We start from the raw sequence: 17732 nt of genomic DNA on the forward strand, positions 1-17732 counted from the left end.
CCCCCCCCCCCCCCCCCCCCCCCCCCCCCCCCCCCCCCCCCCCCCCCCCCCCCCCCCCCCCCCCCCCCCCCCCCCCCCCCCCCCCCCCCACGACTGTGCTGGGGGTGACCCCTGGTGGCGCGTCCGCCCGGATCAGCCGGGCAGGGTGCCCAGCCAGTCGACGACGGCGGTGGCGACCGCCGCGGGGTCCTTCTTCAGGCCGTGGTCGCCGGGGACGGCCTGAACCCGGCCGGGCAGCACCGCCTCGACCTCGGTCGGCCGGCCGAAGGCGTCGGTCTCCCCCTGCACGACCAGCAGCGGGGCGCCGACCCCCAGCAGCTCGGCCGCGCGGCTCTTCTCCGGCTTGCCCGGCGGGTGCAGCGGGAAGGCCAGCCCGAGCACGCCCGCGGCGTCGAGCGCCCCGGCGGTGCGGCAGGCGACCCGGGCGCCGGCGCTGCGGCCGCCGAGCACCAGCGGGCCGGTCAGCGCGCCGTCGTCCCGCAGGTGGGCGAGCGCCGCCGTCCAGCCCTCGTCCAGCCGTGCGGGGGCGGGCGCGATCCGCTTGCCGGCCACCACCCACGGCTGGTCGATCCGCAGCACCCGCCAACCGGCTGCGCAGGCCGCGGCCGAGACGGCCAGCAGGTCGGCGGTGCCGCTGCCGGCGCCGGCACCGTGGCCGAGCGCGAGGGTCCCGCGCACGTCACCGGCGGGGTCGTCGCGGTGCACCCGGGCCGGGCCGAGCGGGGTGGGGACGTCGTGGGCCGTCACGCCGGGGGGAGGGCGAGCAGGGCGTCGACCACCTCGGGCAGTGAACGCCCCTGCACGTGCGGCGGGTCGTACACCGCGGCGGGCACCTGCTCGGTGCGGGCCACCCAGCCGGTGGTCAGCCCGGCCCGGGCCGCGCCCAGCACGTCCCAGGAGTGGGCGGCCACCAGTGCCATCCGCTCCGGGGCCACGTCGCAGACCCCGGCGGCCCACAGGTAGGCCTCCCGGTTCGGCTTCCACGCCCGGATCGACTCGGTGGTGAGCGTCCGCTCGACCAGTGGCGTCACCCCGCCGCGGGACAGCCCTGCCTCGGCGACGCCGGGGGAGCCGTGGCTGAGCGTCACCGCCCGCACCCCGCCCTCGGCCAGCCGGCGGAGCGCCGGCTCGACGTCCGGGTGCGGGGCGAGCTCCATGAACGCGTCGGCGACCGCGGAGCACTCGGCCGCCGGCAGACCGGTGACCTGTGCCAGGGAGGTCTCGAACGCGTCGCGGAACCGGCACCACGTGCCCACGGCCGCAGCCGCGAAGCCGGTGACCAGGGTCCGGGCGAACACCGTGCTCAGCAGGTGGTCGGGCTGCCCGCGTTCGACCAGGGCGGCCTGCACGGGCGCGAGGTCCAGCAGGGTCTCGTTGACGTCGAAGGCGACGACGTCCGGCCGGGTGCGGGGTCCGGTCACGGCTGGTCCATCCGGTCGAGGGGCAGGTGGGTGCCGGCGTCCGGCGGCCGCCGGTACTGGCCGGTCACCTTCTTGTAGACGAACCAGCCCACCGCGATGACGGCCGCGGCCACCACCGCGTAGTCCAGGTACTGCAGGTTGGCCTGCACGAAGTCGCCGGCCGCCACGCCCAGCCCGATCAGCAGGCAGTTCCACAGCAGGCTGCCCGCGGCGGTGAGCAGCAGGAACTGCCAGAAGCGCATCCTCACCACGCCGGCCGGCACCGAGACGAAACTGCGCACGATCGGCACCATCCGGCCGAAGAACACCGCGCCCCGCCCGTGCCGGTCGAACCACTCGAAGGCCCGGTCGACGTCGGAGGTCTCCACCAGCGGCAGCCGGTCGAGGAAGGCGTGCGACCGGCGGGGGCCCAGCAGGCGGCCCACCCAGTACAGGGCCGTGGCGCCCAGCACCGACCCGATCGTGGCCCAGATGATCACCGGCACGACGGACATCCGGCCGTCGTTGATCAGCACCCCGGCGGCGCCGAGCACCGCCTCGCTGGGGATCGGCGGGACGACCGTCTCGATCAGGATGGTCAGGCCGACGCCCACCGCCCCCAGCTTCTCGATCAGGTCGAGCAGGAAGCCGGTGATGCCACCCTCGTCGGAGGTGGCGGCCAGCACCTCGGCGGACCGGGCGAGGGGGTGCATGGCGTCACGGTATCCGGGTCACCTGGGCGCCCGCCCTGCCTCGCGGGCGCAGCCCGGCTAGGTTCGGGTCTCATGCTGCAGCGTTTCACCGCCCGGGCCGTCGTCGTCGGCGACCGGGTCGGCACCGTCGTCCCCGACGCCGTGCTGGACGTGGAGGACGGGCTCATCCGCTGGGTGGGCGGTGCCGCCGACGCGCCGGAGGCGCCGGACGCCGAGGTGACCGCGCTGCCCGGCGTCCTCACCCCGGGCATGGTGAACACCCACTCGCACGCGCCGATGGTGCTGTTCCGCGGGCAGGGCGAGGGGCTGCCGCTGGACCGCTGGCTGCGCGAGGTGATGTGGCCGCGGGAGGCGCAGCTGACCCCGGAGGACGTCGAGGTGGCGATGGCCGCCGCGTCGGCGGAGATGCTGCGCCACGGCGTGACCACCAGCGTGGAGATGTACTTCCACCCCGACCGGATGGCCGCCGCCGTGCGGCGCATCGGAGCGCGCGGGGTGATCACCCACCCGCTGATCGGACTGCCGGGGTTCGGCACGTTCGACGAGCAGCTGGCCCGGGCGGCTGCGTCGGCCGGCACCGGCGACGAGCAGGTCGAGTGGGGCATCGGCCCGCACTCGGCCTACACGGTGCCGTTGCCGGTGCTCACCCGGGCGGCCGAGGTGGCCCGCGAGCACGGCATGCTGCTCACCACGCACGTCGCGGAGACCACGACCGAGGGCGCCGAGCTGCTGGCGCAGCACGGCCTGAGCGTGCCGCAGCTGCTGGCCAGCCACGACGTGCTCGGCGGCCGGGTGCTGGCCGCGCACTGCGTGCACCTGGACGACGGCGACCTGGAGCTGTGGCGCGAGTACGACGTCGCGGTGGCGCACTGCCCGGGCAGCAACACCAAGCTGGCCAGCGGCACCGCCCGGCTGCGGGACATGCTCGACCTGGGCATCCGGGTCGGCATGGGCACCGACGGGCCGGCGTCCAACGACAACCTGGACCTGTTCGAGGACCTGCGGCTGGCCGCCCAGCTGGCCCGGCTGCGCGAGCGGGACGCCACGGCCCTCACCGCGCCGGAGGCGTTCTGGCTGGCCACCGGTGCGGCGGCCACGGCGATCGGCCGCGAGGACCTCGGTCAGCTGACCGCCGGGCGGCGGGCGGACCTGGTGCACGTCGACACCGAGGACATCGCGTTCGTCCCGGTCGGCGAGGCCACCGACCTGCTGACCCACCTCGTCTGGGCGGCCGGCTCCCGGCACGTCCGCGACACCTGGGTCGCCGGCCGGCAGGTCGTCCGCGACGGGGTGTCGACGACGGTCGACGAGGCGGAGCTGCGCGCCGACGTGCAGACCCGGGCGATGCGGCTCGCCGGCCGCTGACCGGGGCGGTCACTCCTCCGCGGAGAAGCGGTACCGGACGTCGTCGAACGAGTCGGTCGGGAACGCGTACACGAACCGCAGCGGCCGCGAGCCGGTGTTGCGGATGCCGTGCTCGGTGTCGCCGGGGATGAACACCGCCGAACCGGCCGTCACCGGGTGCTCCACCCCGTCGAGGCTGACGATGCCGCTGCCCTCGACGACGTGGTAGACCTCCGTGGCGCTGTGCCGGTGCAGGCCCAGCCAACCGTCGGGGGTGAGCTCGGTCAGGCCGGTGTAGAGCGCGGCGGTCGGCGTCCGGTCCTGGCTGAACAGCACCCGGAAGGACACCTTGCCGCGCACCGGGTCGTCCCAGGTCTCGGCCTCGACCTCGGCGCTGTCGCGGATCAGGGGTTCCACGGCAGCCCCGTGCCCCCAGCGCGGATGCCGTACACGCGAACCCGGTCACGGCCGTGCCGGTCAGCCGCGGCGCGGCAGACGGCGTCAGCGGGCGTCGGCCGCCGGGGTGATCCGTCCAGCCCCGCGGGTCATCCCGGGGAGGGCGTCGTCGACGGGAGTCGCCGATCTCTCACGCGTCGTCGCACCGTCCCGTGGTGGGCCGGGGGAAGCTCTCGGGGATGACGGACGCGTTCCCGGGCGACCTGTTCCCCGCCGGGCTGACCCTCGAGGTGCTCGCGCTCGTGCTGGTCGCCGCGCTGGCAGCCGGGTGGATCGACGCCGTCGTCGGTGGCGGCGGCCTCCTGCAGTTGCCCGCGTTGTTGCTGATCCCGGGGATGAGCCCGGTCCAGGCCCTCGCGACGAACAAGCTGGCCTCGATCTTCGGCACCACGACGAGCGCCGTCACCTACCACCGCCGGGTGCACCCCGATCTCCGGACCGCCCTCCCGATGGCCGGGGTGGCCCTGGTGTGCAGCTTCGCGGGGGCGTCCGTGGCCGCCGCGCTGCCGGCCAGTGTGTTCAAACCGGTCATCGTCGTCGCGCTCATCGCGATCGCGGCGTTCACCGTGCTGCGGCCCTCCCTCGGGGAGGTGACCGCGTTGCGCCACAGCGGGCGTCGTCACCACGGCGTCGCCGCGGTGACGGGCGCCGGGATCGGCTTCTACGACGGCATCCTCGGGCCGGGCACCGGGTCGTTCCTCGTGTTCGCCCTGGTGTCGCTGCTGGGGTACGACTTCCTCAACGCCAGCGCCAAGGCCAAGATCGTGAACGTCGCCACCAACCTGGGGGCGCTGCTCTTCTTCGTCCCCTACGGTGCAGTCCTCTGGGGTCTGGGGCTCCTCCTCGCCGCGGCCAACACGTGCGGGGCCTACCTGGGTGCGCGGACGGCGACCGCCCGGGGCAGCCGCTTCATCCGGGTGGTCTTCCTGGTCGTCGTCACCGCGTTGATCGGCCGGGTCGGCTGGGACGTCTGGACGGAGAACGTGCGCCCTCTCCTGCGGTGACGTGTCGGTGGCCGGCCGGGTGCACCTAGGCGCGCAGCGAGATCGTCTGGCCGCGGCCCACGGTGCGGATCTCGCCCGGTGCCCGGCGGCGGGCCACCTCGGCGACGAAGTCGCCCAGCGGGCTGGCGAACACCCCGTAGTCGTCGAAGTGCACCGGCACCGTCACCGGCGGCTGCAGCAGCTCGACCAGGTCGGCGCCCTGCTGCGCGTCCATGGTCACCGTGATGCCGGCGATCCTGGTGCCGCCCAGGTGCGGGATCAGCACGTCCAGCGGGCCGCAGCGCTGCAGCACCTCGCCCAGGGTCGGGCGGTAGAGGGTGTCGCCGCTGACGTAGCCGCGCCAGGTCACCTCCCCGCCGCGCACCAGCTCCAGCACGCTGCCCATCACCTCCGGCAGCAGCCGGGCGAGCGGGCCCGGCCCGTGCACCCCCGGCACCGAGGTGATCCGCAGGACGTCGTCGCCGGAGCCGATCTCGTGGGTCTGCCACGGCCGCAGGTCGGAGGTCTGGGCGAAGCCGCGCTTGCCCAGGCAGCGCGCCGCCTCCGGGGTGGTGACCACCGGGGTCTCCTTCGGCAGCGCCCGGGTGGCGATCCGGTCCCAGTGGTCGCCGTGCATGTGGGACAGCAGGATCGCGTCCAGCGCCGGGAGCTGGGCCGGCACCAGCGCCGGGTCGGTGAGCCGCTTGCTGCGCAGGCCGTACCCCAGGTGCGCCCGCTGGCCGCGGTGCAGGAAGTTCGGGTCGGTGAGCAGCGTGAACGGGCCCAGCCGCAGCAGCGTCGTCGCGGTGCCGCCGAAGGTGAGCGTGACGTCGTCTGCCGGCGCGGTCATGCCCGACCGGCTACCCGGCGGGACCTTCGTCGATGCCTGGTAGACACAGGTGCGTGGCACAACACCGCTCGGTGGACGAGTCGTTCCTCGCCCTCCCGCTGTCCGCCCTCGCCGATGCCGCGCTGACCCGCGCGGTCGACCTGGGGTGCGAGCACGCCGACCTGCGGGTCGAGCGGGTCCGCACCCAGTCCGTCCGGCTGCGCGACGCCCGGCTGGAGTCGCTCGCCGACGGCGAGGACCTGGGCCTCGCCGTCCGGGTCGTGTACGAGGGCACCTGGGGCTTCGCCGCCGGCGTGGTGCTCACCGCGGCCGAGGCGGTGCGGCTCGCCGAGCAGGCGGTCGCCGTCGCCCAGGTCTCCGCCGCGATCAACACCGACCGGGTGGAGCTGGCCCCGGAGCCGGCGTACGACGGTGAGTGGGTGTCGGCCTACGAGGTCGACCCGTTCGCCGTGCCGGACGCGGAGAAGACCGCGCTGATGACCGAGCTGTCCGGGCAGCTGCTGGCCGGCGACGGCGTCGAGCACGTGCAGAGCAGCGTGCTGCAGGTCAAGGAGCAGAAGTTCTACGCCGACACGGCCGGCACCCGCACCCGCCAGCAGCGGGTGCGGATCGAGCCGGAGTTCACCGCGCTCACCGTCGACCGGGCCACCGGGGCGTTCGAGTCGATGCGCACCCTGGCCCCGCCGGTGGGCCGCGGCTGGGAGTACCTCACCGGCGGCTCCTGGGACTGGCGCGGTGAGCTCGCCGAGATCCCCGAGCTGCTGCGGGAGAAGACGAAGGCGCCCTCGGTCGAGGCCGGCCGCTACGACCTCGTCGTCGACCCGACGAACCTGTGGCTGACCATCCACGAGTCGATCGGCCACGCCACCGAGCTCGACCGTGCGCTGGGCTACGAGGCCGCCTACGCCGGCACCTCCTTCGCCACGCCCGACTTGCTGGGCAGCCTGCAGTACGGCTCGCCGCTGATGAACGTCACCGGCGACCGCACCGCCGAGCACGGGCTGTCCACCGTCGGCTGGGACGACGAGGGCGTCGCCGGCCAGCAGTGGGACCTCGTCCGGGACGGCGTGCTCGTCGGCTACCAGGTCGACCGCAACATGGCCCGGCTGCGTGGGATGGACCGCTCGAACGGCTGTGCCTTCGCCGACTCCGCCGCGCACGTGCCGGTGCAGCGGATGGCCAACGTCTCGCTGCAGCCCGACCCGGCCGGCCCCGCCACCGAGGAGCTCATCGCCGGCGTCGAGCGCGGCATCTACGTCGTCGGCGACAAGAGCTGGTCGATCGACATGCAGCGCTACAACTTCCAGTTCACCGGGCAGCGGTTCTACCGGATCGAGCACGGCCGGCTCGCCGGCCAGCTGCGCGACGTCGCCTACCAGGCGACGACGACGGACTTCTGGGGCTCGATGAGCGTCGTCGGCGGCCCGCAGACCTATCAGCTGGGGGGCGCCCTCAACTGCGGCAAGGCCCAGCCCGGCCAGACCGCGGCGGTCAGCCACGGCTGCCCGGTCGCGCTGTTCGAGAACACCACGATCCTCAACACCGCACAGGAGTCCGGCCGATGAGCCAGCTCGCCCCCCAGGAGATCGTCGAGCAGGCGCTGGCGGCCTCCACCGTTGACGGGCAGGTCACCTATGTGGTGGAGAGCTCGGAGGCCAACCTCCGGTGGGCCTCCAACAGCCTCACCACCAACGGGGCGATGCGGTCCCGCCAGGTCGTCGTCATCAGCTTCGTCGACGGCGGCGCCGGGATGGCGGTGGGCACGGTCGCCCGAACCGGCACCCCGGACGTCGCCGAGCTGGTCGCGATGAGCGAGCAGGCCGCCCGGGACGCCGGCCCGGCCGAGGACGCGATGCCGCTGGTCACCGAGGTGCCGCCCGGGGCCGGCGACTGGGACGCCCCGCCGGCGGAGACCTCGATCGGCGTGTTCGGCGAGTTCGCCCCCGCGCTGGGCGAGGCGTTCGCCGAGGCCCGCGGCCGGGACGAGCTGCTGTTCGGCTTCGCCGAGCACTCGATGTCCACCACCTACCTGGGCACCTCGACCGGGCTGCGGCTGCGGCACGACCAGCCCACCGGCCGGGTCGAGCTCAACGGCAAGGACGGCGACTTCGGCCGGTCGGTGTGGGCCGGCGTCGGCACCCGTGACTTCACCGACGTCTCGGTCGCGGCGCTGGCCGCCCAGGTGCAGCAGAAGATGGCCTGGTCGCAGCGGCGGGTCGAGCTCCCGGCCGGCCGGTACGAGACGCTCCTGCCGCCGTCGGCGGTCAGCGACCTGATGATCAACGCCTACTGGACGATGGAGGCGCGGGACGCCGACGAGGGCCGCAGCGTCTACGCCCGTGCCGGCGGGGGCAACCGGATCGGTGACCGGCTGGCGCAGCTCCCGCTGACCCTGCGCAGCGACCCGAACGCCCCCGGGCTGGAGGCCGCTCCGTTCCAGGTGGTCGGCGGCTCCTCGGGGACGGCGTCGGTCTTCGACAACGGCATGGCGACGCCGGCCGTCGACTGGATCCGCGACGGCGTGCTGACCAACCTGATCCGGCCGCGGTACTGGGCGCTCAAGCAGACCGCCCCGGCGACCGCCGCCGTCGACAACCTCATCCTCACCGACCCGAACGCCACCGCCTCGCAGGCGGAGATGATCGCGGGCACCGAGCGCGGGCTGCTGCTCACCACGCTCTGGTACATCCGCGAGGTTGACCCGCAGACCCTGCTGCTCACCGGGCTGACCCGCGACGGCGTCTTCCTGGTGGAGAACGGGGAGGTCACCGGCGCGGTGAACAACTTCCGGTTCAACGAGTCGCCGGTCGACCTGCTCGCCCGGGCCACCCAGGCGAGCGTGACCGAGCGGACCCTGCCGCGGGAGTGGAACGACTGGTTCACCCGCGCCGCGATGCCGACGCTGCGGGTGCCGGACTTCAACATGAGCTCGGTGTCCCCCGCCAGCTGACGGCGGCTGGCCGCCGTTGTGCGCTGGACGTCGGTTCTCGCGGTCGAGAGTGACGACGAGCGCACAACGGCGACGGCGGGGCTACTGCTCGGGGCCGACCTCGTCGGGGTCGGGGGTCTGGAAGGCGGTGTGCTCGGGCTCGGCGGCCTCCCGCTGCTGCTCGTCGGTCTGCTCGGGAGTGTCCGGCTCCTCGCCGCCGATGCCGAACCCCTCGGCGGTGTCCGGGGCCCCGGCTCCGGGGTCGGCGGCGGGGATCCCCTGGTCGCGGTGCGGCAGGTCGGGCTCGATCGGTGCGCTCATCGACATGGGTGGTCGACTACCCCGCGAGGTGTCCGGAACACCGCCGGGAGGTGACGGACCGGTCAGTCCGCGCCGCGGGCCGGGCGGGCGCGGACGTGCATCCGCTCGCCCTGCGGGCCGAACAGCGCCAGCGCCTCGGCGGGCGAGCTGCTGGTGTTGCCGAACCAGTGCGGGGTGCGGGTGTCGAACTCGACGACCTCACCGGGGCCGAGGGTGAGGTCGTGCTCGGCGAGCTGCAGCCGCAGCTGCCCCGAGAGCACGTACATCCACTCGTAGCCCTCGTGGGTCTGCTGCGTCCGGTCCTCGGTGTGGACGCCCGGCGGGAAGATCATCTTGAACGCCTGCACGCCACCGGGGCGGCGGGTGAGCGGCAGGTGGGTGACGCCGTGCCGCACGATCGGCCGGGCGTGCACCCGCGGGTCCCCGGTGGGCGGGGCGTCGACCAGCTCGTCGAGGGTCACCTGGTGCACCCGGGCCAGCGGCAGCAGCAGCTCCAGGGTGGGCCGCCGGCCACCGGACTCCAGCCGGGACAGCGTGCTCACCGAGATGCCGGTGGCTGCCGACACCTGGGCGAGGGTCACCTGCCGCTGCTGCCGGAGCGCCCGCAGCCGCGGCCCGACCGCGTCGAGCACCTCCTGGGGCAGGGCGCCGTCGTCCGTCACCCCTCCATTGCCGCTCTGGCAAACGGCTTTGTCAAGCAGGGGTGGCCGTCGTCCCAGCGGGGAGTGACGGTCACCACGGAGCCGGTCGTCGAGCAGCACCGCTCTGGCCCACCGCCCGGCAGGCTGGCTACCCTGGGAACCGGGCCGTGACTGGCGCAGACAGGTGGACGACCACCGGGGAGCGGCTCCGAAGCCGTGCCGCGCGCCTGGGCTCCCCGTCGTCCTCCCGGAGGAGAGCCATGACCAGCACCGTCACCCGCGAGACGGCCGCCTTCACCAGCGCCCTCGACGTCATCGCGCAGGTCGAACCGCGGGTCGCCGCGGCCATCGGGCAGGAGCTCACCGACCAGCGCGAGAGCCTCAAGCTCATCGCCAGCGAGAACTACGCCTCCCCGGCCGTGCTGCTGGCCATGGGCAACTGGTTGAGCGACAAGTACGCCGAGGGCACCGTGGGGCGCCGGTTCTACGCCGCCTGCCAGAACGTCGACACGGTGGAGCGGCTCGCCGCCGAGCACGCCCGCGAGCTCTTCGGCGCCGACCACGCCTACGTGCAGCCGCACTCGGGCATCGACGCCAACCTGGTCGCCTTCTGGTCGATCCTGGCCCACCGGGTCGAGACCCCCGCGCTGGCCGAGGCCGGCGTGAAGAACGTCGACGCGATGACCGAGGAGGACTGGGAGCGGCTGCGCCGGTCCTTCGGCACCCAGCGGATGCTGGGCATGTCCCTGGACGCCGGTGGGCACCTCACCCACGGCTTCCGGCCGAACATCTCCGGCAAGATGTTCGAGCAGTCCAGCTACGGCACCGACCCGGAGACCGGGCTGATCGACTACGCCGCGCTGCGCGAGCGGGCCCGCGAGTTCCGCCCGCTGATCCTGCTCGCCGGCTACTCCGCCTACCCGCGCCGGGTGGACTTCGCGAAGATGCGGGAGATCGCCGACGAGGTCGGCGCCACGCTGATGGTCGACATGGCCCACTTCGCCGGCCTGGTCGCCGGCAAGGTGCTCACCGGTGACTTCGACCCGGTGCCGCACGCCGACGTCGTCACCACCACCACGCACAAGTCGCTGCGCGGGCCGCGCGGCGGCATGGTGCTGTGCACCGACGAGTACGCGCCCTCGGTCGACCGCGGCTGCCCGATGGTGCTCGGTGGTCCGCTGCCGCACGTGATGGCGGCCAAGGCGGTCGCGTTCGCCGAGGCCCGTCGCCCGGAGTTCGCCGGCTACGCCCAGCAGATCGTCGACAACGCCCAGGCGCTGGCCGAGGGGCTGCAGAAGCGCGGCGTCCGGCTGGTCACCGACGGCACCGACAACCACCTGGTGCTGATGGACGTGCGGAGCTTCGGGCTGACCGGCCGGCAGGCCGAGTCCGCGCTGCTGGACGCCGGCCTGGTCACCAACCGCAACGCCGTCCCGGCCGACCCGAACGGCCCCTGGTACACCACCGGTGTCCGGCTGGGCACCCCCGCGCTGACCACCCGCGGGCTGCGCGAGGCCGAGCTGGCCGAGGTGGGCGACCTGATCGCCGACGTCCTGGACAACACCCGGCCCGAGGGCGACTCCAAGGTGCGGTACCGGCTCGACGCGACGGTGGCCGAGCGCGTGCGCACCCGGGCCGCCGAGATCGTCGGCGCTCACCCGCTCTACCCCGAGGTCGACCTCACCGGTCGCTGACCGCGCTCGCTGACGGCCGCCTCCCCTCCGGGGGAGGCGGCCGTCAGCGCGTCCGGGGCCCGGTCGCCACCCGGGGGCACGTGGACCGCCACCGGCTGCGGTGACCAGTCGGCGCCGCGGGGACCGGGACGGGTGGGACGAGCGCGACGAGTGGGGCGGGTGCACACCGTGAATCCCCGATTCGGAGGATCCTTCCCGTGAGTCACCGGCTCGAAACCTGAATCCGGTCTACTTTTTCCCTGACGCCGACGACGACCCCCTGCTCCGGCAGGACGGCGAGGGGAGCACAGCCATGACGTACCGACAGAAGCCCTCGATCTTCCAGCTGGGCAAGGTCCACGAGAACGGCCCGTCCGTGATCGTCTCCGGGTGGGGGCTGGGCATGTGCGCCGCCTCCTGCCGCTGCCACCGCAACCCGGCCGACGGGCAGCTCGCCCTCGCCGAGGACCAGGCCGGCGGCAGCCTGGGGCTGCGCAGCTTCACCGACACCGGCGCCTGCGACTGCTGCGAGGCGTGGACCTCCGCCGAGCTCGCCGCGATCCTGCGCGACGTCGCCGTCGTCGAGGCACTCGAGTGCCAGGAGCCGCTGGCCGGCTGAGCACTGCCCGGCCCGATCGACACGAGGCCGCCCGCCGGGGGGAACCGGCGGGCGGCCTCGTGTCGTTCCCGGGGTCGCCTGGTGCGTGGCGGTTCCGCCGGGTGGCCGGGCGGGTAGGCCTGAGCTCATGTGGGGACGAGCAGCAGTACGTGGTGCCCTGGCCGGCCTCGCCGGCGTCGGGGTGATGACGGCGGGGGAGAAGCTGGAGCAACAGCTGACCGGCCGGCCGAACTCCTACGTGCCGGGCCGCACGCTGACCGCGCTGACCACCGGACGCCGGCTGCCCGGGTCGGCCCGCCCGCCGGTGCGCAACCACCTCATGCACTGGGGCACCGGCGCCGCCGTCGGGGCGCTGCGCGGGGTCTGGGCCGCGGCCGGCCTGCGCGGCTGGCGGGCCAGCGCCTGGCACACCTCGGTGCGGCTGGCGGTCGACCAGACGCTGGAGAACACCACCGGCGTCGGGGCTCCGCCGTGGACGTGGAGCCGGCCCGACCAGGTCGTCGACGTCCTGCACAAGGCGGTCTACTCCTTCGCCACCGGCGCCGTCGCGGACCGCCTCGTGCCGTCCGCACGGGGCAGCAGTGGCGTGCGGGGCCTCTGGGACTGACCCGCCGGGCGGACCGATCGTCCCCCGGCGCGCCGTGGGCGACGCGCCGTCCCCACGTCCTTACTTTCCGTTCCTGACGCGCGAGGAACTCGTCGCCCACTTCCCCCGGGCCGCCTCGCGCAGACGGAGGCACGGTGACCCGATCGACCACCCGCCGGTGGACCCGGGGCGCAGCGCTGGCGCTGAGTGCCGGTGCGGCGCTCACGTTCGTCCCCGCGACGGCCTCGGCCGCCCCGGCCACCGCCGAGCAGGCCCGACAGGCGGTCACCGAGACCGGCCAGAAGCTCAGCGCGCTGGACGAGGAGGTGCACCAGGCCACCGCCACGGCCGAGGAGCAGCGGGCCGCCGCCGGTGCCGCTGCGGCGGCCGCCGCCGAGGCGCAGGTGCAGCTCGACGCGCTGGAGCCGCAGCTGCGGGCGATCGCCCAGTCCGGGTACGTGGGCACCACGCGCGGCCGCCTCGCCGCCTTCCTCACCAGCGGCTCGGCCGACGACCTGGTGCAGCAGATGAGCACCCTGGACCAGCTGGCCTCGCACGCCGACGCCGTCGTCGCCGAGGCTGCCGCCGTCCGGACCGCGGCCGAGCAGGCGCAGCAGGCGGCCACCGACGCGGCGGCCGCCGCCGAGCAGGCCGCGGTCGACCTGCAGCGCCGGCACGACGAGCTCGAGAGCGAGATGAGCCGGTACCAGGCGGACTTCGCCCGGCTCTCGGCCGCCGACCAGGTGCGGGTGCAGACGGTGATCGCCGGCCCCGACGTCGTCGCCGCCCCGGCCCCCGCGCCCACCGCGGCCGCCGGCGTGGCGGTGCAGACCGCGCTGGCCCAGGCCGGCGACATGTACCTGCCCGGCGGAAGCGGCCCGGACCGGTTCGACTGCTCCGGCCTCACCCAGTACGCCTACGCCGCCGCCGGCATCTCCCTGCCGCACTCCAGCCGGGCGCAGGCCCAGCTGGGCGTGCCGGTGTCGCGCAGCGAGCTGCAGCCCGGCGACCTGGTCTTCTTCTACACCCCGATCAGCCACGTGGGCATGTACATCGGCAACGGCCAGATGGTGCACGCCAGCGTCACCGGCAAGCCGGTCGCGGTGACCAGCGTGGACAAGGGCGGCTACGTCGGCGCCCGCCGCGTCACCGGCTGAGACACCCCAGTTGGATCAGGTCACCTGATCACTGCGGGCAGGGGCGGCCAGCTGCTGGACGGCGGCGGCGATGCGCTTGGCGCGGGTCTGCGCGGTGGTCGCGGTGTGCACCCGGTGCAGGACGCTGTACCGGTCCTGCCCCGACAGGGACTCGAACGCCGCGGCGGCCGCCGGTGCCTGCGCCAGCGCCGCGGCCAGGTCGTCGGGCACGGTGATGGTGGCCGGCCCGGCGTAGGCGCGGTCCCACCGGCCGTCGGCCCTGGCCGCCTCGACCTGGGCGAGCCCGGCCGGGCGCATCCGCCCCTCGGCGATCAGCCGGGCCACCGTCGCCACGTTCTTCTGCGACCAGATGCTCCGCGGCCGCCGCGGGGTGTAGCGGACGGTGAACCAGACGTCGTCCACGCGGTTGCTGCGGCCGTCGATCCAGCCGTGGCACAGCGCCACCTCCACCGCCTCCGCCGCGGTGATCGACGGGATGCCGGAGGACTTCCTCGCCAGCTTCAGGAACAGCCCCGGCGCCCGGTCGTGCTCGGCGGCCAGCCAGGCGTCGAAGTCCGCGGCCGTGCGGAAGGACAGCACCGGGAGGTCGCCGTCGTCCGCCACCGGCCCATGGTGCGCGGGCCGTGGCGCCGGTGTCGAGGGTCGCGCTCGCGGTTTCACCGTGGAGGTGGTCGGCTAACGGCTCAGTGCACGGCGCTCAGCAGGGGCGCCAGACGACAGGACGGCGATGGCACAGGCACCCGGCCCCTCCGCGCTGTGGCTGGTCCGCCACGGGGAGAGCGTGGGCAACCTCGCCGACGCGCACGCCCACCGGACCGGCGCCGAGCGGCTGGAGCTCGACGTCCGCGACCCCGACGTCCCGCTGTCGGACACCGGCGAGCACCAGGCCGACGCCCTGGGCCACTGGCTGGCGGAGCTGCCCGCCGACGAGCGGCCCACCGCGGTGCTGAGCTCGCCGTTCGCCCGTACGGCGGCCACCGCCCGGCGCGCGGTCGCCGCCAGCGGGCTGGACCTGCCGGTGCGGTTCGACGAGCGGCTGCGGGAGCGGGACTTCGGCGCCTTCGACGGCATGACCGGGGCCGGCATCCGCGAGCGCTTCCCCGACGAGGCCGAGCGCCGCGCCCACCTGGGCAAGTTCTGGTACCGACCCCCGGGCGGCGAGAGCTGGGCCGACGTCGCCCTGCGGATCCGCAGCCTGCTGGCCACCGAAGCGCTGCGGCACGACGGCGAGCGGCTGGCCTGCTTCTCCCACCAGGCCGTGATCATGGTCTTCCGCTACGTGCTGGAGGAGCTCCCCGAGCCCGACCTGCTGGAGATCGACCGGCGCGAGCGGGTCGCCAACACCTCGGTCACCCGCTACCGCCGGGACGACGCCGGCGAGCTCCGGCTGGTCGAGTTCAACGCCGTGCACCACCTGACCGACGCCGAGCCCGCCGAGGCGCCCGTGACCGAGGAGAACGATGTCCCGAGCCCGGCCTGAGCCCACCTTCGTGACCCCGCACGTGCTGCGGGGCTGGCGGCTGCCGGAGCCGACCGGGGGCAAGGAGGCCCGCGGCTCGATCCTCGTGGTGGGCGGCAGCACCGAGACCGTCGGCGCGGTGCTGCTGGCCGCCGAGGCCGCGCTGCGCTCCGGCGCCGGCAAGCTGCAGGTCGTCGTCCCCTCCAAGGTCGCCCCGCACGTGTCGATCTCGCTGCCGGAGGCGCTGGTCCGCGGCGTGCCGCACACCGAGGCCGGCGCCATCCGGGCGTCGTCGGCCGAGCTGGTGCTCGACCTGGCGCAGAGCGCTTCGGCGGTGCTGATCGGCCCGGGCATGGCCGACGAGGCGGAGACCCGGGGGCTGGTCGAGCAGTTGCTGCCCCACCTCGACGGGCCGGTCGCGCTGGATGCGCTGGGCCTGGCCGCGGTCACCGCCGAACCGGGCTGCCTGCACCACCTCGGCGGGCAGGTCGTGCTCACCCCGAACCCGACCGAGCTGGCCATCGCGTTGCACGTGGAACACGGCGAGGTCGACGACGACCCGGCCGGGGCGGCCCGACGGCTGGCCGACGACGCGCAGGCCGTGGTCGGGCTCGGTGGGGCCACCAGCTGGGTCGTCGCTCCGGACGGTCGCTCGTGGCGGGACGAGAGCGGCGGCGCGGGGCTGGGGGTCTCCGGCTCCGGCGACGTGCGGGCCGGGATCGTGGCCGGGCTGCTCGCCCGGGGCGCGGAGCCCGCGCAGGCCGCGGTCTGGGCGGCGCACCTGCACGGCCGCGCCGGTGAGCGGCTGGCCGCGCGGGTCGGGCGGCTCGGCTTCCTGGCCCGCGAGCTGCCGCCGGAGGTGCCGCGGGTGCTGGCCGAGGTCGACCTGTGACCGCCGCGGACGGCCCGTTCCTCGGGGAGCTGGCCTACGGCGCACCGACGGTCCACGAGCAGGCGTTCGTCGCACCGACGGCGGTCGTCGTCGGCCGGGTGGCGCTCGGCCCGCGCGCGAGCATCTGGTACGGCGCGGTGGCCCGCGCCGACACCGAGGTGATCGAGATCGGCGCCGACTCGAACGTGCAGGACGGCTCGACCCTGCACAGCGACCCGGGCTTCCCGCTGGTGCTGGGCGAGCGCGTCACCGTCGGCCACGGGGTGGTGCTGCACGGCTGCCGGGTGGACGACGAGGTGCTCATCGGGATGGGCTGCACCGTGCTCAACGGGGCGCACATCGGCACCGGCTCGATCGTCGCCGCCGGGGCCGTGGTCCTCCAGGGCACCGTGGTGCCGCCGAACTCGCTGGTCGCCGGGGTGCCGGCGAAGGTGCGCCGGTCGACCACCGCCGACGACGTCGCTGCGATCCGGGCGAACGCGGTGAGCTACACCGACCGGCTCGACGCCCACCGCGCCGTCCGCCGCACGGGACGGCCGGGCGGATGAGCGAGGCCGAGCTCCGGGACGAGGTCGACTGGCCGGTCACGGACCCGCCGCTGCGGGTGCGGGCCGGCCGGGTGCTCGGTGGGCTGCTCCACACCGTCTCCACCGTGCTGACCCTCGGAGCGGACGCCGGCATCGGTGCCACGCGACCCAGCTGGTCGGTGCCCCGCGACCCCGACGAGTACCTCGGGCTCGGCGCGGTGCAGCTGCGCTGGCCGCACGACGCTCCGGCCGAGCAGGTGCAGGCCACGCGACGGGGGGCCTGGACGACGGGTGCGGGGCGCCCGCCGCGCCCGGTGGAGGTCGCCGAGCTGCGGGTCGTCGCCGCCACTCCGCACGGGTCCGGGCCGTCGCGCTGGGCCGAGGCTCCCTGGACGCTCACCCTCACCGACGGCGCCACGACCGGCCAGCTGTCCGGCGCATGGCTGGCGCTGGCCTGGATCGGGCGCCTCGCCGGCTGGCCGGACCCGTCGGCGACGTGAGCGACGAGGAGCTCTCCGCCCTCCTCGCGGACCGGGGCGACGCCCTGCTCCGGACGGCGCACCTGCTCACCGGGGACGACCGGTCGGCCCGGGAGCTGGTCGTCGAGGCGCTCACCGGGATGCTGGGCCGCGGCACCGGGCCCGATGAGCGCGCGCTGCGCCGTGCGCTCGTCGCCGCGCACGCCGCCTGGCATCGGCGGACCCGCGTGGCGGAGGCGGTCTCCAGCGTCCCGGCCCTCGACGGGCTCCGGGCCAGCGGGCTGCCGGGCACGGCCGCCACCGGTGCGCCCGCCGCACCACCCGGGGAGGTGGCCGCAGCGCTCGTCCGGCTCCCGGCGCGCGAGCGCGCGGTCCTGGTGCTGCGGTACGGGGACGTCCTGACCGACGACGAGGTGGCCGACGCCGTGGGGCTGGGACCCGAGGCCGTGCCGGGCGAGGTGGACCGGGGCCTGGCCCGGCTCGCGGAACGGCTGCCGGGCCAGGACCCTGCCGCCCTGCTGCGCCGGGCCCTCGCCGAGCGCGCAGCCGGCACACCCGTCGCGGGTCCGGAGCTGCTGGCCGCGGTGCGCGAGGCGCGGCGCTCCCAGCGGTGGCACCGGGCCGGGCTGGTCGCGCTGCTGGCCTTCGTGCTGACGGTCGTCCTCGTCGTCGCGGTCGCCCTGGGCTGAGCCCTCGACCGCTG

21 protein-coding genes and 1 riboswitch are annotated in these 17732 nt (G+C 75.1%); of the genes, 13 read left to right on the top strand and 8 right to left on the bottom strand.

From position 1 onward, the window contains the following. Nucleotides 1–132: 132 nt before the first annotated feature. From ACI79Y_RS09765 to ACI79Y_RS09775, 3 genes are read right to left on the bottom strand one after another with little or no spacing between them, the layout of a single operon-like run. Nucleotides 133–747 carry an alpha/beta hydrolase family protein gene (locus ACI79Y_RS09765; RefSeq protein ID WP_457158287.1) on the bottom strand — a complete coding sequence of 205 codons (615 nt, stop codon included), beginning with the start codon at nucleotides 745–747 and terminating at the stop codon, nucleotides 133–135. Further along, on the bottom strand, nucleotides 744–1421 hold the full coding sequence (locus ACI79Y_RS09770) for an HAD-IA family hydrolase (protein ID WP_457158288.1): 678 nt from the start codon (nucleotides 1419–1421) through the stop codon (nucleotides 744–746). Before ACI79Y_RS09770 ends, ACI79Y_RS09765 begins: the two co-directional genes overlap by 4 nt. Next, nucleotides 1418–2113 (bottom strand): DedA family protein, encoded by a 696-nt coding sequence (locus ACI79Y_RS09775; protein WP_457158289.1) that lies wholly within the window; start codon nucleotides 2111–2113, stop codon nucleotides 1418–1420. The genes ACI79Y_RS09770 and ACI79Y_RS09775 overlap by 4 nt, the downstream gene beginning before the upstream one ends. A 72-nt stretch (nucleotides 2114–2185) precedes the next feature. Here ACI79Y_RS09775 and ACI79Y_RS09780 point away from each other — a divergent pair, with 72 nt between their 5' ends. Then, nucleotides 2186–3478 (top strand): amidohydrolase family protein, encoded by a 1293-nt coding sequence (locus ACI79Y_RS09780; RefSeq protein ID WP_457158290.1) that lies wholly within the window; start codon nucleotides 2186–2188, stop codon nucleotides 3476–3478. Between the two features lie 9 nt (nucleotides 3479–3487). On the opposite strand, the gene ACI79Y_RS09785 is transcribed toward ACI79Y_RS09780, so the two are convergent. Next, nucleotides 3488–3874: a cupin domain-containing protein gene (locus tag ACI79Y_RS09785; RefSeq protein ID WP_457158291.1), complete on the bottom strand. Its 387-nt coding sequence runs from the start codon at nucleotides 3872–3874 to the stop codon at nucleotides 3488–3490. 218 nt (nucleotides 3875–4092) lie between these two features. Here ACI79Y_RS09785 and ACI79Y_RS09790 point away from each other — a divergent pair, with 218 nt between their 5' ends. Continuing rightward, on the top strand, nucleotides 4093–4917 hold the full coding sequence (locus ACI79Y_RS09790) for a sulfite exporter TauE/SafE family protein (RefSeq protein WP_457158292.1): 825 nt from the start codon (nucleotides 4093–4095) through the stop codon (nucleotides 4915–4917). A gap of 25 nt (nucleotides 4918–4942) precedes the next feature. Here ACI79Y_RS09790 and ACI79Y_RS09795 read toward each other — a convergent pair whose 3' ends face one another. Then, the gene (locus ACI79Y_RS09795; protein ID WP_457158293.1) at nucleotides 4943–5746 is read right to left on the bottom strand and encodes an MBL fold metallo-hydrolase; all 804 of its coding nucleotides are present in this window, start codon (nucleotides 5744–5746) and stop codon (nucleotides 4943–4945) included. A 53-nt stretch (nucleotides 5747–5799) separates the two neighbouring features. Between ACI79Y_RS09795 and ACI79Y_RS09800 the strand changes: the two genes are divergently transcribed. Then, nucleotides 5800–7311 carry a TldD/PmbA family protein gene (locus ACI79Y_RS09800; RefSeq protein ID WP_457158294.1) on the top strand — a complete coding sequence of 504 codons (1512 nt, stop codon included), beginning with the start codon at nucleotides 5800–5802 and terminating at the stop codon, nucleotides 7309–7311. Then, nucleotides 7308–8696 (top strand): metallopeptidase TldD-related protein, encoded by a 1389-nt coding sequence (locus ACI79Y_RS09805; protein ID WP_457158295.1) that lies wholly within the window; start codon nucleotides 7308–7310, stop codon nucleotides 8694–8696. The genes ACI79Y_RS09800 and ACI79Y_RS09805 overlap by 4 nt, the downstream gene beginning before the upstream one ends. Before the next feature lie 81 nt (nucleotides 8697–8777). On the opposite strand, the gene ACI79Y_RS09810 is transcribed toward ACI79Y_RS09805, so the two are convergent. Continuing rightward, nucleotides 8778–8996, bottom strand: a complete 219-nt coding sequence (locus ACI79Y_RS09810) for a hypothetical protein (RefSeq protein ID WP_457158296.1) — start codon at nucleotides 8994–8996, stop codon at nucleotides 8778–8780. A gap of 62 nt (nucleotides 8997–9058) precedes the next feature. Next, a complete protein-coding gene (locus ACI79Y_RS09815; RefSeq protein ID WP_457158297.1) occupies nucleotides 9059–9658 on the bottom strand; it encodes a helix-turn-helix domain-containing protein in 600 nt (199 codons plus the stop codon). A 136-nt stretch (nucleotides 9659–9794) separates the two neighbouring features. Further along, nucleotides 9795–9877: riboswitch (ZMP/ZTP riboswitch) on the top strand. A 20-nt stretch (nucleotides 9878–9897) separates the two neighbouring features. Here ACI79Y_RS09815 and ACI79Y_RS09820 point away from each other — a divergent pair. From ACI79Y_RS09820 to ACI79Y_RS09835, 4 genes are all read left to right on the top strand, one after another. Then, nucleotides 9898–11331 carry a glycine hydroxymethyltransferase gene (locus tag ACI79Y_RS09820; protein ID WP_457158298.1) on the top strand — a complete coding sequence of 478 codons (1434 nt, stop codon included), beginning with the start codon at nucleotides 9898–9900 and terminating at the stop codon, nucleotides 11329–11331. Nucleotides 11332–11623: 292 nt separating this feature from the next. After that, entirely contained in the window at nucleotides 11624–11929 is a 306-nt protein-coding gene (locus ACI79Y_RS09825; protein ID WP_457080120.1) for a hypothetical protein, read from the top strand. Nucleotides 11930–12056: 127 nt separating this feature from the next. Further along, nucleotides 12057–12536 (top strand): hypothetical protein, encoded by a 480-nt coding sequence (locus ACI79Y_RS09830; protein ID WP_457158299.1) that lies wholly within the window; start codon nucleotides 12057–12059, stop codon nucleotides 12534–12536. Between the two features lie 134 nt (nucleotides 12537–12670). Continuing rightward, on the top strand, nucleotides 12671–13672 hold the full coding sequence (locus ACI79Y_RS09835) for a C40 family peptidase (protein WP_457158300.1): 1002 nt from the start codon (nucleotides 12671–12673) through the stop codon (nucleotides 13670–13672). 15 nt (nucleotides 13673–13687) lie between these two features. On the opposite strand, the gene ACI79Y_RS09840 is transcribed toward ACI79Y_RS09835, so the two are convergent. Continuing rightward, nucleotides 13688–14275, bottom strand: a complete 588-nt coding sequence (locus ACI79Y_RS09840) for a YdeI/OmpD-associated family protein (RefSeq protein ID WP_457158301.1) — start codon at nucleotides 14273–14275, stop codon at nucleotides 13688–13690. 124 nt (nucleotides 14276–14399) lie between these two features. Between ACI79Y_RS09840 and ACI79Y_RS09845 the strand changes: the two genes are divergently transcribed. Genes ACI79Y_RS09845 through ACI79Y_RS09865 form a run of 5 tightly spaced genes read left to right on the top strand, consistent with a single transcriptional unit; the run spans nucleotide 14400 to nucleotide 17718 of the window. Beyond that, nucleotides 14400–15152, top strand: a complete 753-nt coding sequence (locus tag ACI79Y_RS09845; protein WP_457158302.1) for a histidine phosphatase family protein — start codon at nucleotides 14400–14402, stop codon at nucleotides 15150–15152. After that, nucleotides 15133–16023 carry an NAD(P)H-hydrate dehydratase gene (locus ACI79Y_RS09850; protein WP_457158303.1) on the top strand — a complete coding sequence of 297 codons (891 nt, stop codon included), beginning with the start codon at nucleotides 15133–15135 and terminating at the stop codon, nucleotides 16021–16023. The genes ACI79Y_RS09845 and ACI79Y_RS09850 overlap by 20 nt, the downstream gene beginning before the upstream one ends. Continuing rightward, complete coding sequence (locus tag ACI79Y_RS09855; protein WP_457158304.1) at nucleotides 16020–16571, top strand: gamma carbonic anhydrase family protein; 552 nt, start codon at nucleotides 16020–16022, stop codon at nucleotides 16569–16571. Before ACI79Y_RS09850 ends, ACI79Y_RS09855 begins: the two co-directional genes overlap by 4 nt. After that, nucleotides 16568–17050 carry a hypothetical protein gene (locus ACI79Y_RS09860; protein WP_457158305.1) on the top strand — a complete coding sequence of 161 codons (483 nt, stop codon included), beginning with the start codon at nucleotides 16568–16570 and terminating at the stop codon, nucleotides 17048–17050. Before ACI79Y_RS09855 ends, ACI79Y_RS09860 begins: the two co-directional genes overlap by 4 nt. Then, nucleotides 17047–17718, top strand: a complete 672-nt coding sequence (locus tag ACI79Y_RS09865; RefSeq protein WP_457158306.1) for a sigma factor-like helix-turn-helix DNA-binding protein — start codon at nucleotides 17047–17049, stop codon at nucleotides 17716–17718. Before ACI79Y_RS09860 ends, ACI79Y_RS09865 begins: the two co-directional genes overlap by 4 nt. The last annotated feature ends 14 nt before the right edge of the window (nucleotides 17719–17732 follow it).

Source organism: Modestobacter sp. SYSU DS0875, assembly GCF_054050915.1.